At 48.5% G+C, this 15,018-nt stretch carries 15 protein-coding genes; 5 read left to right on the forward strand and 10 right to left on the reverse strand.

Going from position 1 to position 15,018, the window contains the following annotated elements; all coding sequences use genetic code 11:
• Positions 1–22 precede the first annotated feature (22 nt).
• Positions 23–871, reverse strand: a complete 849-nt coding sequence (gene fghA, locus EXT46_RS03780; protein ID WP_130145310.1) for an S-formylglutathione hydrolase — start codon at positions 869–871, stop codon at positions 23–25.
• Between the two features lie 8 nt (positions 872–879).
• Positions 880–2,007 carry an S-(hydroxymethyl)glutathione dehydrogenase/class III alcohol dehydrogenase gene (locus EXT46_RS03785; protein WP_053911303.1) on the reverse strand — a complete coding sequence of 376 codons (1,128 nt, stop codon included), beginning with the start codon at positions 2,005–2,007 and terminating at the stop codon, positions 880–882.
• Positions 2,008–2,096: 89 nt separating this feature from the next.
• On the opposite strand from EXT46_RS03785, the gene EXT46_RS03790 reads away from it, so the two are divergent.
• The 5 genes from EXT46_RS03790 to EXT46_RS03810 all read left to right on the forward strand — a co-directional run bounded on the left by EXT46_RS03790 (position 2,097) and on the right by EXT46_RS03810 (position 6,735).
• A complete protein-coding gene (locus EXT46_RS03790; protein ID WP_240701081.1) occupies positions 2,097–2,990 on the forward strand; it encodes a LysR substrate-binding domain-containing protein in 894 nt (297 codons plus the stop codon).
• Between the two features lie 101 nt (positions 2,991–3,091).
• A complete protein-coding gene (locus EXT46_RS03795; protein WP_130145314.1) occupies positions 3,092–4,300 on the forward strand; it encodes a lipoprotein-releasing ABC transporter permease subunit in 1,209 nt (402 codons plus the stop codon).
• The gene (gene lolD / locus EXT46_RS03800) at positions 4,293–4,991 is read left to right on the forward strand and encodes a lipoprotein-releasing ABC transporter ATP-binding protein LolD (protein ID WP_130145316.1); all 699 of its coding nucleotides are present in this window, start codon (positions 4,293–4,295) and stop codon (positions 4,989–4,991) included. Before EXT46_RS03795 ends, lolD begins: the two co-directional genes overlap by 8 nt.
• Entirely contained in the window at positions 4,988–6,229 is a 1,242-nt protein-coding gene (locus tag EXT46_RS03805) for a lipoprotein-releasing ABC transporter permease subunit (protein ID WP_130145318.1), read from the forward strand. Before lolD ends, EXT46_RS03805 begins: the two co-directional genes overlap by 4 nt.
• A gap of 83 nt (positions 6,230–6,312) precedes the next feature.
• Positions 6,313–6,735, forward strand: coding sequence for a DUF4826 family protein (locus EXT46_RS03810; RefSeq protein ID WP_130145320.1), 423 nt, complete (start codon positions 6,313–6,315; stop codon positions 6,733–6,735).
• On the opposite strand, the gene EXT46_RS03815 is transcribed toward EXT46_RS03810, so the two are convergent.
• The 8 genes from EXT46_RS03815 to EXT46_RS03850 form a co-directional block, all read right to left on the reverse strand.
• Positions 6,719–7,177: a GNAT family N-acetyltransferase gene (locus EXT46_RS03815; protein ID WP_022944160.1), complete on the reverse strand. Its 459-nt coding sequence runs from the start codon at positions 7,175–7,177 to the stop codon at positions 6,719–6,721. The genes EXT46_RS03810 and EXT46_RS03815 overlap by 17 nt on opposite strands.
• An 8-nt stretch (positions 7,178–7,185) precedes the next feature.
• Positions 7,186–8,328, reverse strand: coding sequence for a cupin domain-containing protein (locus EXT46_RS03820; protein WP_130145322.1), 1,143 nt, complete (start codon positions 8,326–8,328; stop codon positions 7,186–7,188).
• 65 nt (positions 8,329–8,393) lie between these two features.
• Positions 8,394–9,761 carry an adenylosuccinate lyase gene (gene purB / locus EXT46_RS03825; protein WP_130145324.1) on the reverse strand — a complete coding sequence of 456 codons (1,368 nt, stop codon included), beginning with the start codon at positions 9,759–9,761 and terminating at the stop codon, positions 8,394–8,396.
• Positions 9,762–9,829: 68 nt separating this feature from the next.
• Entirely contained in the window at positions 9,830–10,432 is a 603-nt protein-coding gene (gene hflD / locus EXT46_RS03830) for a high frequency lysogenization protein HflD (RefSeq protein ID WP_045978760.1), read from the reverse strand.
• 1 nt (position 10,433) lies between these two features.
• Positions 10,434–11,534: a tRNA 2-thiouridine(34) synthase MnmA gene (gene mnmA / locus EXT46_RS03835; RefSeq protein WP_130145326.1), complete on the reverse strand. Its 1,101-nt coding sequence runs from the start codon at positions 11,532–11,534 to the stop codon at positions 10,434–10,436.
• An 83-nt stretch (positions 11,535–11,617) separates the two neighbouring features.
• A complete protein-coding gene (locus EXT46_RS03840) occupies positions 11,618–12,061 on the reverse strand; it encodes an NUDIX hydrolase (protein WP_130145328.1) in 444 nt (147 codons plus the stop codon).
• On the reverse strand, positions 12,054–12,689 hold the full coding sequence (locus EXT46_RS03845; protein WP_130145330.1) for a pseudouridine synthase: 636 nt from the start codon (positions 12,687–12,689) through the stop codon (positions 12,054–12,056). Before EXT46_RS03845 ends, EXT46_RS03840 begins: the two co-directional genes overlap by 8 nt.
• A 64-nt stretch (positions 12,690–12,753) precedes the next feature.
• Positions 12,754–14,976 (reverse strand): NADP-dependent isocitrate dehydrogenase, encoded by a 2,223-nt coding sequence (locus tag EXT46_RS03850; protein ID WP_130145332.1) that lies wholly within the window; start codon positions 14,974–14,976, stop codon positions 12,754–12,756.
• Positions 14,977–15,018: the final 42 nt, after the last annotated feature.

Below are 15,018 nucleotides of genomic sequence, written 5' to 3' on the forward strand. Positions count from 1 at the left end.
GACACTCAGGAGGGGGTTGGAATTAAGCTAAGTGCTTGGCGTGAAAACGCAAATGTTGATCAATAAAGCTGCTAATAAAGAAGTAGCTATGATCGTAACCGGGATGTTGCTCGAGAATAAGCGCAATGCCCGCTTCATCAGCGCTTGCTTGTAGCAGCTCAGGTTTAAGCTGCTGTTGCAGGAAATCGTCCGCCAACCCCTGACTGATCAGGAGCGGGGGACACTGCTCGGCGTTAGTCTCTGCCAGTAATAAGCTACTGTCATATTCGCGCCATGTCTGCTTATCATTGCCCAAATAGCCGGTTAAGGCTTTTTCACCCCAAGGACACCGAGTGGGGCTCGCTATCGGTGCAAAGGCACTGATACTGGCAAACTTATCGCTATTACGCAGCCCTAATACCAACGCGCCGTGACCGCCCATGGAGTGGCCGCTGATGCTTTGCTTACCACTGACCGGGAAATGCTCGTTAATAAGCGCCGGTAGTTCCTCATTGATATAATCATACATCTGGTAGTGCTGATCATAAGGTGCTTGCGTGGCATTAACGTAAAACCCAGCACCCAGGCCGAAATCATAGGCCCCATCTTTATCGTCTGCAACTTGCTCGCCACGAGGGCTGGTATCAGCGGCAACGATAATAAGACCAAGCTCGGCAGCACTTTTGAATGCTGCTGCTTTTTGCATAAAATTCTCATCGTTGCAGGTTAAGCCGGAAAGCCAATACAGCACCGGCGCGCGCTGACTTTCATCCACCCCGGGTGGTAAATAGATAGCGAACGTCATCGTGCAGTTATTGACGGCAGATTCATGGCGGTAGCGTTTATGCCAACCGCCGTGAACCTTGTTCTTTGAGATCAGTTCAAGGCTCATAGTACCCTCTACTTATCAAAATGGATGACGCTGCGAATGCTCTTGCCTTGATGCATCAGATCAAACGCCTCGTTGATATCCTCAAGGCCCATGGTGTGAGTTATGAAATCATTAAGAGCAAATTCGTTGTTTAGGTAACGCTCTACAATTTCTGGTAACTCTGAGCGTCCCTTAACGCCACCAAAGGCACTACCGCGCCATACACGACCGGTAACCAATTGGAAAGGACGGGTAGAAATCTCTTGCCCAGCACCAGCAACACCAATGACTACGGACTCACCCCAGCCTTTATGACAGCACTCTAGAGCACTGCGCATAACATTGACGTTACCAATACACTCAAACGAGAAATCAACGCCGCCGTCGGTCATCTCGACAATGACCTCTTGGATAGGCTTGTCGTAATCATTGGAATTAACTAAGTCAGTGGCCCCCAGTTTTTCTGCCAGGGCGAATTTGCTCTCGTTGATATCAATGCCGATAATACGGCTTGCACCGGCCATTTTCGCGCCAATGATGGCTGACAAGCCAATACCACCGAGACCAAAAATAGCAACGGTATCACCCGGCTGTACTTTTGCAGTATTGAGCACCGCACCCATTCCGGTGGTGACGCCACAACCAAGTAAACACACTTCTTCCAAAGGCGCTTCTTTATTCACTTTTGCCAATGAGATTTCCGGTAAAACCGTGTACTCCGAAAAGGTAGAGGTGCCCATGTAGTGATAAATTGGCTCACCGTCTTTATAAAAGCGTGTGGTGCCATCTGGCATCAGGCCCTTACCTTGGGTTTCGCGAATTTTCTGACACAGGTTGGTTTTGCCAGAAGTACAGAATTTACACTCACCACACTCTGGCGTATAAAGTGGAATAACATGATCGCCTACCGCCACACTGGTCACTCCTTCGCCGACGGCTTCAACAACACCGCCTCCTTCATGGCCCAAAATGGCAGGGAATATGCCCTCTGGATCTTCACCAGAAAGAGTGAATGCGTCAGTGTGGCATACGCCAGATGCATGGACTTTAACCAGCACCTCACCGGCCTTAGGCATCATGACATCCACTTCTTCAATTTTAAGTGGTTGCTTTGGACCCCAGGCTACAGCAGCTTTTGATTTAATAAATTCGGCCATTTTTGTGTTCCCGTTTATGTAAAAGTGGTGAAATTATTACACAATATGATACTTTTTGGCCCAGATTAATATACTTTTACACAGAGGTAATAATGCGCTGGCAAGGTATGGTCGAGTTTGTCGCTGCTGCGCAAGCGGCTTCTTTCACTCAAGCAGCCAAACAACTAGGCACATCCGTGGCGCATATAAGCCGCTCGGTAAGCGCTTTGGAGGAGTACTACAATACTCAGCTGTTTATCCGCAGCACACGTAAAGTGGTGCTAACGCAGCAAGGTGAGCTGCTGTTGCATCATGCTAAAAAGGCGCAAGCGGTATTGGAGCAAGGGGAGTGGGCTCTCAAAGAGCAACAAGCGCAGCCCAGTGGGCAACTTAAAATTACCGCACCGGTGATGTTTGGTGAGCAATTTATTATGCCCTTGGTGCATCGATTTATGGCTAAGTACCCCAAAGTGAGCGTCAATATGATGCTCAGTAACCAATCTCTAGATTTGATATCAGAACATATCGACTTGGCCATCCGTATCGGTGAACTGGCTGACTCCAACCTCACCGCACGGCGTATTGGTGCACGCGCTGTGGTGGTTTGTGGCGCACCTTCATACCTTGAGCAGCAGGGGGAGCCTTATGCTTTAAGCGAACTCAACTATCATCATTGCCTAGTTGGTCATTCGGATTATTGGCGCTTTGCTGAGCAACAACGGGTGCGCCATGTGAAAATCACTAAAACCCGGCTGCGCTGTAATAGCGGTTGGGCACTGGCGGATGCCGCCAAGCAAGGACTAGGATTGGTGCAACTGCCTGATTACTACGTGCGCAGCGATTTACAACAGGGGCGTTTGCATGAGGTACTGCAACCATTTGCGATACGCAAAGAGCCCATTTGGGCCGTCACCCCGGCTAACCTTTACTTGGCAAATGCCACCAAAACCTTGCTAGATTACTTTGCCGATCACCTCAGTGAAACGCTCAAGCCTAATTTTTAAGCCTAGCTATGTGTAAACACAGGTGATGGGCGCGTTGGGATACCTATTCGCTGGCCCCTGTGTTAGCATCATCGCTTTGCAATTGGACTGTTAACCTGTTGATGTATAAGCCTGTCAGTTTATTTATTGGCCTGCGATATTCGCGACTCTCCAAAGGCAGTGCCTTTGTGTCTTTTGTGTCGTTTTTCTCCATCGCTGGCATCGCCTTAGGGATCACCGCCTTGTTTACGGTTATGTCGGTGATGGATGGCTTTGAAAACAACCTCAAACGCTCAATGTTATCGATGATCCCTCATTTGCAAATCGATATGCAGCAACGCAGTGAAGCGCAGCAACAAGCACTGCAGACGAGGTTGCAGCAAATGCCTGAGGTCAAAGCTATCAACCGTTACCATCAAGCGCAGGCGATTGTACAAAGCGGCGCCGATATCCAAGGTGTATTGCTGCAAGCACCCTATGAAGCGCTTCCTGAGCATGTCACTGAACATGTTGAAGTAGGCGATAGTAGCCAGGTTTTTGCCCAGCGCTACACCATCGCTATCAGCCGCTATCTTGCTCGCTCTTTGCAGGTCGGCTTGGGAGACACGTTGCGTGTGACCATTCCCAGTGTCTCGACCTATACCCCCATGGGGCGTATTCCTGCACAGCGATTGTTTACCATTAACGCCATCTATCGTACTGGGTCCGAGCTTGATATGCATACCTTGTTTACCTCCGGCGAATCATTGCAACGCGTGATGCGCATCCGTGATAAAGCGCATGCGCCATTAGAAGTGATGCTCAACGACCCTTTCTTGGTGGATGAGGTGCTACGTAAACTACCCATCGGCCAGCGTGAAGGCATAACCGATTGGCGGCAAAGTCAGGGAAGTCTGTTTTCAGCAGTGGCAATGGAAAAGCGTATCATGAGCTTACTGCTCGGGCTGATTATATTAGTGGCGGTATTTAACATTGTTTCGTCGTTGACCATGATGGTGCGAGAAAAACAAGGTGAAGTCGCTATTTTGCAAACATTAGGGCTTAACTACCGTCAAGTGGCTCGCGTGTTTATGGTTCAGGGCATGTACAACGGTGTAGTTGGTAGCATTATCGGCGCCGTATTGGCACTGTTGGTGGTGGGCAATTTGAATACCCTTTTAGCGAGTATAGGAATCCAGCTTCTAGGGCAGCAGGAGCTGCCCGTGGTGGTATCCTCTATTAATTTATTAGCGATTGTTGCCGGAGCGATTTTTATGAGCTTTTTAGCAACGCTATACCCAGCAAAAAAAGCGGCGCAGGTCCGCCCGGCAGAGGTTCTACGATATGAGTAATGCAGTATTACGCTGTGAAAGCCTAATCAAAACATATGCCGATGCAGCAGAAGAAATTACTGTTTTAAAAGGCATCGATTTATCTTTAGAGCGCGGCGAGAGTGTTGCCATTGTTGGCGCCTCTGGGTCTGGAAAAAGTACTTTGCTGCATATTCTTGGCACCTTAGATGTACCAAGTAGCGGCGAATTACGTATCTGTGATACCGACGTTGCAGCGCTCAGTCGTAAGCAACAGGCCCAATTTCGTAACAAGCACCTTGGTTTTATTTATCAGTTTCATCACCTATTGATGGAGTTTACCGCCCTAGAAAATGTCGCTATGCCACTGCTCATCGCTGGGGCCAACGCTAAACAAGCCCAGCAAAAGGCTGCAGCTATGCTTGAGCGCGTTGGCCTCTCACACCGCTTGAGCCATAAGCCTGCCAAGCTATCCGGTGGAGAGCGCCAACGGGTTGCTATTGCTCGGGCCATCGTTAACGAGCCTGCCTTAGTCTTGGCCGATGAGCCCACAGGTAACTTAGACAAACATAATGCCCAGCGTATTTATGAACTTATTGCTCAGTTACAACAAGATTTAGGAACCAGCTTTGTGGTGGTAACCCATGATTTGGAGTTAGCAGGGAAGTTGAGTCGCCAGGTGGAACTTGATGAAGGGGTGCTTCATGAACCTGTGGTGGGCACAGCACAATGAATGCCCTACAGCTAAGCTACCAACTTGCGCGGCGGTTTCGTAAATCTCAGCATCACTCAGGATTTATGGGCTTTATGGCGAAAAGCTCCAGTCTTGGCATTATCCTCGGTGTGGCGGTACTGATATTAGCGCTCTCGGTGGTTAATGGGTTTCAGCAGCAGTTGGTAGAGCGGCTGCTAGCCTTGGTGCCCCATGTAGAGTATGTCGCCGCTGATACCCCTATTGATAACTGGCAAGCGAAACGCCAGCAACTGGCAGAGCAGGATGGGGTAGCCAGCGCGGCGCCTTTTGTTGCTGCCAATGCTATGGCGCAATATCGAGGTGAACTTGCCGCCGCTCAGCTTCGGGGGGTTGTGCCGGAGTTTGAAAGCCAAGTATCAATAGCAGATGACTTTATTGATGGTAAACCTTTAACACAACTCGCAGGCAATGAGCTTATTATCGGCCAGCAGCTAGCAAAACAACTGGCGGTTAATATTGGTGATGATATCACTTTGCTAATGAGTGATGTGACGAATAAAAGCAAAGAACTGTCTGCGCCGATCCGCATTCAAGGTCGGGTGGTGGCCATGCTAAACAGCCATGGGCCGCTTGATAAGCAATTGATTTACCTGCCTATGTCTAGGTTGCAATCGGCTTTTTCAATGGCTGACCATCAGGTCACAGGGCTAAGAGTAACACTGCATGATGTCTTTGCCGCGCAAACTCAGGCAATGGCCATAGGCCGTACACTCAGTGATTATGTGTACGTCAATAGCTGGATAAGAACCCAAGGCAGCCTCTATGCGGACATTCAAATGGTTCGCACTATTGTGTATTTAAGCGTCTTTTTGATCATCGCGGTGGCGAGCTTTAACATCGTTTCGTCGCTGTTTATGGAAGTAAAAGAAAAACAAAGCGCCATCGCAATATTGCGCACCATGGGGGCCAGTGACTTTGTGATTATGCATGCATTTTTACTGCAAGGTGTGGTGTCAGCGCTGTTTGCGATTATAGTGGGTATTGTTATCGGCGTATTGTTAGCCATGAACATCACCGAACTTTTTGCTTGGTGGAGTGCCTTTATCGGTGAGAACAAGCTGGCTGGGGTCTACTTTATCGACTTTTTACCTTCGCAAATCCATTGGCAAGATATTGTTGCTATTGCTGTGATTGCCCTTGTCATCACTGTTTTAGCCTCTATATACCCAGCTTGGCAGGCCAGCAAGGTGGACCCTGCAAAAGTACTTGGCAATTAACGGCAAAATCCGTCGTAGCTCTTGCAACACGCTGTGGTAATTCGTAAAGTGAAGTCAGCGTTAACAGATAAAAAAGTAGTAACATGTCAGAACAACAAGAACAGCAAAAAGAACAAGAAATTCGCGAATTCCAACGCCACTGTTTCCAAAGTGCGCAAAAGCACTTAGCAGAGAAGGGCATTATGCCTAAATCGGTTGTCGACAAAGACAGTCGGTTCCTCGCCCCTTTGTGTGCGGTGTGGAAATTCAAAGCGCAGAACGGCAAAACCTATTGGGTGATCACAGGGCGCTTGCCTGCTGACCATGTTGAGGTTACAGCGGCCACCAACGCGCGTGAGGCAATGCGCTATTTCTCGTTGCAGTGGCAAATGCAAGCTGAGCAACTACTTAATAGCCAAAACTTAGATAAAACCCAACACGACTTTGCACAACTGCTAATCAAGCGCGCTCACGGCTTGTATGAGCTGTGTGACAAAGACGCGTTATGGGTTAATGAACCATCGTAAAAGGGCTTGAATCACATTGTGCAATGGGGCATTGCAGGCGTTGCCTTGGGATGCCCGCTTCCATAAACACGCATCCACACGGCGAGAAACCCTTGTTCTTAAAACGCTCAACTTCATCGAGTAAGCAGTTAATGCATATCGACTCTAAGCCATTGCTAGCCGCGTTGCTCAGTATGAAAGTGAGCATTTGCGAGTAAATGCCTCGGTTTCGATGCGGCGGTAGCACAGCTATACGGCCAAGTAAGCCATCTTTACATAGCCGCGCAGTGGCAACGGGTTCGCCGTTATCTGCATAGGCAATAAAGTGCAGGGCGGTTGTATCACGGCCATCAAACTCGATGGCCTTTGGTATATTCAGCTCACACACAAAAACCCTTTCGCGAATTTGCCTTATTGGGTTGTCTTGTGATCCCCAGTCGACTTGGTGGATCTGATAGGACATACACCCTCCTATTCACTGTACCAGTATCCCTCATTGATCAGTGTAGACAAGGTTTGACGAAAAAGTAAACAATTTAACGCAGGCTCAAGTTGGGATGTACAGATGCTTTGCTGATCACACAACGCCTGTATAGCGCCAAGATGCTCAATCGGTAGGGAAAAGCTGTGTCCCTCGACAAATAATATCACCGCGTTATCGCGAGTAATGTATAGGGCTCGTAAGCCTCCTGCCTTGTATAAATGCGGATAATCGCTCACATAGTCGCAGATTGTATCTGCACACATGGCGGGTTCAACAGGGAGTAAGTCTTTGTCGTGCTTGGGCTGGCTTAAGGTTTCGCCAATAAAGCGTAAGAACACACTGTCATCATCAATCGCTTGATGCATGAGCGCCCGTAAGTTCTCCAGCTCGTGGTCATGCAGTTGACCTTGGCTACTACGAATTGCCAGTTCTGGGTCGCCATAGCGAGGTTGACCTAGGTCGTGATCGATAAGATGATCGGCAAAGGCACTCATTAAATCAACTTGGTTGGGAGCGCGAAAGCCCACCGAGTAGTTCAGCGAGGGGGCCACAGCATAGCCTTCGTGCGGTGCATTCGGGGGAATATAGAGAATATCGCCGGGCTCTAATTGCACGTCAATGACGGCCTCAAAGGGGTCGACTTGTAATAACCCCTTATTAGCACTGAATTGACGTAGGTTCTTATTTACTTCGCCAACGCGCCAATGGCGTTGACCTTGCCCTTGAATAATGAACACATCATACTGATCCAAATGTGGGCCAACGCCGCCGCCTGGAGTAGAGTAACTAACCATTAAATCATCAATACGCCAGTTCGGGATAAATCGAAATGGTTCCAGTAATTGACTCGCTTCAGGATGCCAGTGATCCACCGCCTGCACCAGCAAGGTTGAGTCAGACTCGTCAAGGGCGCTAAAGTCTTCAAAAGGACCATTTAGACATTGCCAGCTGCCATCATTGGTGACAATCCGTGATTCAATCCCTTCTTCCATAGCAAGCCCGGCAAGCTCTTCGGGTGAAAGTGGGTCATTGAAATCAGTAAAGCCCGCTTTTATCAGCAGCGGCTTCTTTTGCCAATAGTGTTGCAAAAACTGTTCTTTAGTCAGCTCATTGATTGTTAAGCTATACATAGTTTCTCCCAATAAAAAAGCGAAAGGGCAGCCCTTTCGCTTTTATGTTATCACTGTCGATGGACTTATAGGTTTTCTACAAATTCAACGGCACGGCCAATATAATTTGCCGGTGTTAATTCTTTTAGCTGCGCTTTGATTTGCTCAGGTAACGCTAGGGTATCGATAAACTCGGCCATAGCGGCTTGGTCTACACGTTTACCTCGAGTCAGCTCTTTAAGCTTTTCATACGGTTTTTCAATGCCGTATTTACGCATTACGGTTTGAATCGGCTCAGCAAGCAGCTCCCAGTTTTGGTCGAGCTCAGCCAGTAGGCGCTCTTCGTTCACTTCGAGCTTGCTTACACCTTTTAACGTTGCTTGGTAGGCAATCAAGGTATAACCCATGCCAACACCCAAGTTACGTAATACGGTTGAGTCGGTAAGGTCACGCTGCCAACGAGAAATTGGTAGTTTTTGCGCTAGGTGGGCGAAAATAGCGTTGGCGATGCCAAGGTTACCTTCGGAGTTTTCAAAATCAATCGGGTTCACTTTATGTGGCATGGTTGATGAACCAATCTCACCGGCAATGGTCTTTTGCTTAAAGTGGTTTAGCGCAATATAACCCCACACATCACGGTCAAAGTCGATGATAATGGTGTTAAAGCGGGCGACGGCATCAAACAGCTCGGCGATATAGTCGTGCGGCTCGATTTGCGTTGTAAAGGCATTCCAGCTTAGGCCTAGGCTAGTAACAAAACGCTCGGCGTGGCTGTGCCAATCGTAATCTGGGTAAGCACTTAGGTGGGCGTTATAGTTACCGACTGCGCCATTAATTTTGCCAAGCAATTCAATGTTCGCAACCTGATCACGTTGGCGCTTTAAGCGCATGTAAACATTGGCAAACTCTTTACCCATGGTCGAAGGCGAGGCAGGCTGACCGTGAGTGCGGGTCATCATCGCCACCGATTTGTACTCAACCGCTTTGGCTTTAATGGCCTCAAGCAGTTGATCCATGTAAGGGAGTAATACGCTGTCACGGGCTTCGCGCAGCATTAAACCATGAGATAGGTTATTAATGTCTTCTGAGGTGCAGGCGAAGTGGATAAATTCGTTGATGGCGTTAAGCTCAGCGTTATCAGCCACTTTTTCTTTTAGTAAATATTCAACGGCTTTAACATCATGGTTGGTGGTGCGCTCGATATCTTTGACACGCTGTGCGTCTTGCTCGTTGAAATTGGCGACAATGCCATCGAGGAGTGCATTGGCTTTGCTACTTAAAGCCGGAACTTCAGTGATCTGCTCGGCAGCAGCAAGAGCTTGTAACCAACGTACTTCTACCTGTACGCGGTATTTGATCAGGCCGTATTCACTAAAAATGCTACGTAATTCGCTGGTCTTGCTACCGTAGCGCCCATCTACCGGAGAGATCGCGGTTAACGCTGAAAGCTCCATATTAACTCCTAAGTTTTACGTTTGAACGATAATGTCTATGTGTACGCCGCCGGAGGCGGCGCTGGGGTTTAAAGTTGTTCCTTGGCCAATGCCAACATCTTGCGCTTGGCAAAAATAAAGTGCCGCCGTTTACCGCCTAACTGGCGCCATAACACCGCCGCGCGAATACCGGCTAATAGCAGGGCGCGAATACGGTTTTGGATGCTGCTTTGTTTCAGTAGTTGAGGCTGACCAAATACTTGGATACGCTGCCCTAGGGGGCTTATTACCGTCGCATATGTCTCGGCAAAAGCGGCAATAATGGACTCATCCATTAGCTCTAAATGAGTCAGCTTATTTTTAGTGGTTTGAATTTCACTACCCAACTTATTCAATGCCTCGGGCTTGGAAGCTAAGATGCGCTCGAGCTGAATTAAGCCACCGACATATTTTACGAGTTCGACATTTTTCTCGGTGCCGGCACTTAGCTGAGCCACCAGGGCGCGATAGCCGCTGTATAGCTCGCGACGAGAGCCGTATACATCTTCGACGTTATCCGGGTCGGTAACTACCAGCGAATTGAGCAGGGGTTCGATATCACTTTGCTGGGCTTGGCCATACTTAGCGAGCTTTTGTACTTGAATGGCCACTTGGCACATAGCGGCTAGGGCCATGATCTGATTGGCATTCATATTATTTAATCACCGAGTCGATAATGCCGCCACCTAGGCACACATCTCCGTCATAAAAGACCGCCGATTGACCGGGTGTTACTGCTTTTTGTGGCTCATCGAACAGCACGCGTGCGACGCCGTCTTCACCAGCGACCACGGTGCAGGGAATATCTTGTTGGCGATAGCGGGTTTTTACCGTAAGTCGGCACGTGCCCTTAGGCCCGATGCGATCAACCCAATGCAGTTTATTGGCGTTTAAGCCATTACTAAATAGCCGTGGATGATTTTTGCCTTGACCAACGATAAGCACGTTGCGCTCAATGTCTTTATCAACCACATACCAAGGCTCACCTGAACCTTCTTTTAAACCGCCTATATGCAAACCCTTACGCTGTCCTAGGGTGTGATACATCAAGCCTTCATGCTCGCCGACAACTTCACCTTCGGTGTCTTCAATGTTACCGGGTTGGGCGGGCAAGTAACGCTGTAAAAAGTCTTTAAATTTGCGCTCGCCGATAAAGCAAATACCGGTGCTGTCTTTTTTATCGTGGGTGACTAGGCCTTGTTGCTCAGCGATGGCACGCACTTGTGGCTTGGGAATATCACCGACCGGGAAGAGGGTTTGCGCGATATGTTCATGACTCAACGTATACAAAAAGTAGCTTTGGTCTTTATTGTCGTCTTCACCGCGCAGCATAACAAACTTATCACCGCGTTGCTCACGGCGCACATAGTGACCTGTGGCTATGTAATCGGCGCCTAAGGCTTCTGCAGCAAATTCTAAAAAGGCTTTAAATTTGATTTCTTTATTGCACATGATATCTGGGTTCGGGGTACGTCCTGCCTTGTATTCGGCTAAGAAGTACTCAAACACGTTATCCCAGTATTCAGCAGCGAAGTTGACCGTATGCAGCTCAATTCCCAGCTTTTCGCATACCATTTCCGCATCTTTTAAATCTTCGGCGGCGGCACAATATTCGTCATTGTCGTCTTCTTCCCAGTTTTTCATAAACAAGCCTTCCACTTGGTAGCCTTGCTCTTTTAACAGGTATGCTGAGACGGAGGAATCTACACCGCCGGACATGCCGACGATGACTTTTATTTGGCTGTTATCGGTCATAAAAACTGAAAATAACTATCACGTTGCTACTAAGGCGCGGATTATACCACGCTTACATAAGGGCTTGAAGTACTGCTGCGCGCTTAGTCTTGACAATGACGCAGATATTCTAAGGGTAAAACAGGGCGGTTTTGGGCGTCATCAATGCATGTTAGCACGATGCTCGAACGCAATGGCTGCTCCTTGATTTGCGCTATGTTCAGCCAGTGGCAGGCAATAATATCGCTATCTTGGGGAGCGGTTTCACTCGCTTCATCGAGCTCAGCAAAAAAGCAAAATCGCAAGTAATGGGTGCCATTGCGCGCTTGGAGGCTGTAAATACCCACCAGGCCTTGCGGCGCGAGGTTGATCCCCGTTTCCTCCAATAACTCGCGCTGCGCTGCTGCAATTAAGCTTTCGTTCGCTTCCAAATGGCCCGCTGGCTGATTTAATACGCGCTGCCCGGTGCTTTTATCGCGCTCTTCTACCAGTAAATAGCGCTCTGCACTCTTTACAACCATGGCGACTGTGACATTTGGCTTATGCATAAGGGCGCAGTTCCTGGTACTGGCCGGGTTGTAACTCACCCAGTTGATACTCACCTATACTGGCTCTGATCAACCTAAGGGTCGGGTGGCCTACATGGGCGGTCATGCGCCTTACTTGGCGGTTACGCCCTTCACTGATAGCAATTTGCAGCCAGGTGGTGGGCACACTTTTGCGCTCACGAATAGGCGGGTTACGAGGCCAAAGGTGAGGTGGCTCGGCAATCACACTTACCTTGGCAGGGCGGGTCAGACCATCTTTTAATTCGACCCCGGTTCGTAGTGCCTCGAGCGCTTCGTTACTGACTGCGCCTTCGACTTGGGCCCAATAGGTTTTAAAGGTGTTTTTTTTCGGATTGGCCAGTTGATGTTGTAACTTACCGCAGTTAGTAAGTAGTAGCAGGCCTTCAGAGTCTCTATCTAGGCGACCAGCGGCATACACATGTTTAATTGGAATAAAATCCGCCAGGGTTTGCCGTTTTTCAGCGTCGGTGAATTGGCTAAGCACATCGAAAGGCTTATTAAACAGCACGACTTTTACTTGCTCTTTCGGCAACGGGGGCTTGCTGGCTTTTTTCGGGCGTGTGCGTGCATGTCCGCTTGCGCTTTTAAATCCACGTGGTTGTTTCATCAATGTTAGTTTTTCCAATAAAAAAGGCACCCATTATGGGTGCCTTCCAATGCATTAATGGCGATTACTTAAGTTTAGCTAGAATCGCGTTAAATGTCTCGCTTGGACGCATCGCGCCGAAGGCAAGTTGTTCATTTGGCTGGTAATAACCACCAATGTCCATGGCTTTACCTTGGGCACCGTTAAGCTCATCCATAATCTTCTGCTCGTTGCTACGCAACTCACCTGCAATTTCTGTGAAACGTGCTTTTAGATCAGCATCGTCATCTTGAGCTGCAAGCGCTTCGGCCCAGAACAGCGTTAAGTAGAAGTGGCTACCACGGTTATCGATTTCACCTACTTTACGAGACGGTGATTTGTTTTCATCTAAGAACTTCGCTGTTGCTGCATCTAACGTATCGGCGAGCACTTGTGCCTTGGCATTGTCAAAGCGACCGCTTAGGTGCTCGTATGATGCTGCCAGCGCAAGGAATTCACCTAAAGAATCCCAACGTAAGTGGTTTTCTTTTTGGAATTGCTGCACGTGCTTAGGTGCACTACCGCCAGCGCCAGTTTCAAACAGGCCGCCACCATTCATTAATGGAACGATAGACAGCATTTTTGCACTGGTTCCCAACTCTAGAATTGGGAATAGGTCAGTTAGGTAGTCACGCAGTACGTTACCGGTAACGGAAATGGTGTCTTTACCTTCTTTAATACGCTCTAATGAGAACTGCGTTGCCGCGACTGGATCCATGATACGAATATCTAGGCCGTCAGTATCGTGTTGAGGTAAATAGGTGTTCACCTTTTTGATTAGCTCGGCGTCATGGGCGCGGTTTTCATTCAACCAGAATACCGCAGGGGTGTTTGACGCGCGTGAACGATTCACTGCTAGTTTAACCCAGTCTTGGATAGGCGCGTCTTTAACCTGACACATACGCCAAATATCACCGGCTTCAACATCGTGCTCGATTAAGGTGTGACCGTTCGCATCGACAACGCGTACTTTACCGGCTGATTTAATCTCAAACGTTTTATCGTGTGAGCCATACTCTTCTGCTTTTTGCGCCATCAAGCCGACGTTAGGCACGCTGCCCATGGTGCTTGGGTCAAATGCGCCGTGCTTTTTACAAAACTCAACGGTTGCATCGTATACGCCAGAGTAGCTGCGATCTGGGATAACAAATGCGGCGTCTTGCAACTGGCCATCGGCGTTCCACATTTGACCTGATGAACGAATAGCGGCTGGCATTGACGCGTCAATGATCACATCGCTGGGGACATGTAAGTTGGTGATGCCTCGGTCTGAGTCAACCATGGCTACGCGTGGGCGCTTGTCATACACGGCCATAATGTCCGCTTCAATTTCTTTGCGCTTGGCTTCATCAAGGTTTTCGATACGTGCATACACATCGCCAATACCGTTTTTAACGTCTACGCCTAACTCATTGAAGAGCTCACCGTGCTTGTCGAAAACGTCTTTATAGAACACCTTGACCGCGTGGCCGAAGATAATTGGGTCAGACACTTTCATCATAGTGGCTTTCATGTGCAGCGAGAACAACACGCCTTGCTCTTTCGCAGCATCAATTTGTTCGCCAATAAAGGCCTGTAATTTTGCTGCGCTCATGCGTGAGCCATCAATAATTTCGCCATCAAGTAATTTTACTTCCGGCTTCAATACGGTGGTGTTACCTGCACCGTCAACATGCTCGATACGCACGCTAGTGGCTTTATCAACGGTCACTGACTGCTCAGAGCCGAAGAAATCGCCGTCTTGCATTGACGCGACACGTGACTGTGAATCTTTGCTCCATGCACCCATTGAATGTGGGTTTTTGCGAGCGTATGCTTTTACAGAAGAAGGCGCACGACGATCTGAGTTACCCTCACGTAATACAGGGTTTACCGCACTGCCTTTTACTTTGTCATAACGTGCTTTAACGTCTTGTTCTTGCTCGTTCTTTGGCTCATCTGGGTAATCTGGAAGGGCATAACCCTGCGCTTGTAACTCTTTAATAGCCGCTTTCAGCTGTGGAATTGAGGCACTGATGTTAGGCAATTTGATAATGTTTGCTTCAGGTGTTTTTGCCAACTCACCTAATTCGGCAAGTGCATCGCCAATGCGCTGATCTTCATTTAGGAAATCGGGGAATAGCGCAATGATGCGCCCGGCTAGCGAGATATCACGGGTTTCTACCTCAACGCCCGCAGCTTTGGAATAGGCTTCAATAACAGGTAGGAGTGAGTAGGTAGCCAGGGCTGGCGCCTCATCAGTTTTTGTATAAATGATTTTCGAGGTCATTTTGTGTCCTAATTTATCGTTGTATCGTATCGACCGCTTTTA

Origin of the sequence: Pseudoalteromonas sp. CO325X, assembly GCF_004208955.1 — a bacterium.
Taxonomy (GTDB): domain Bacteria; phylum Pseudomonadota; class Gammaproteobacteria; order Enterobacterales; family Alteromonadaceae; genus Pseudoalteromonas; species Pseudoalteromonas ruthenica.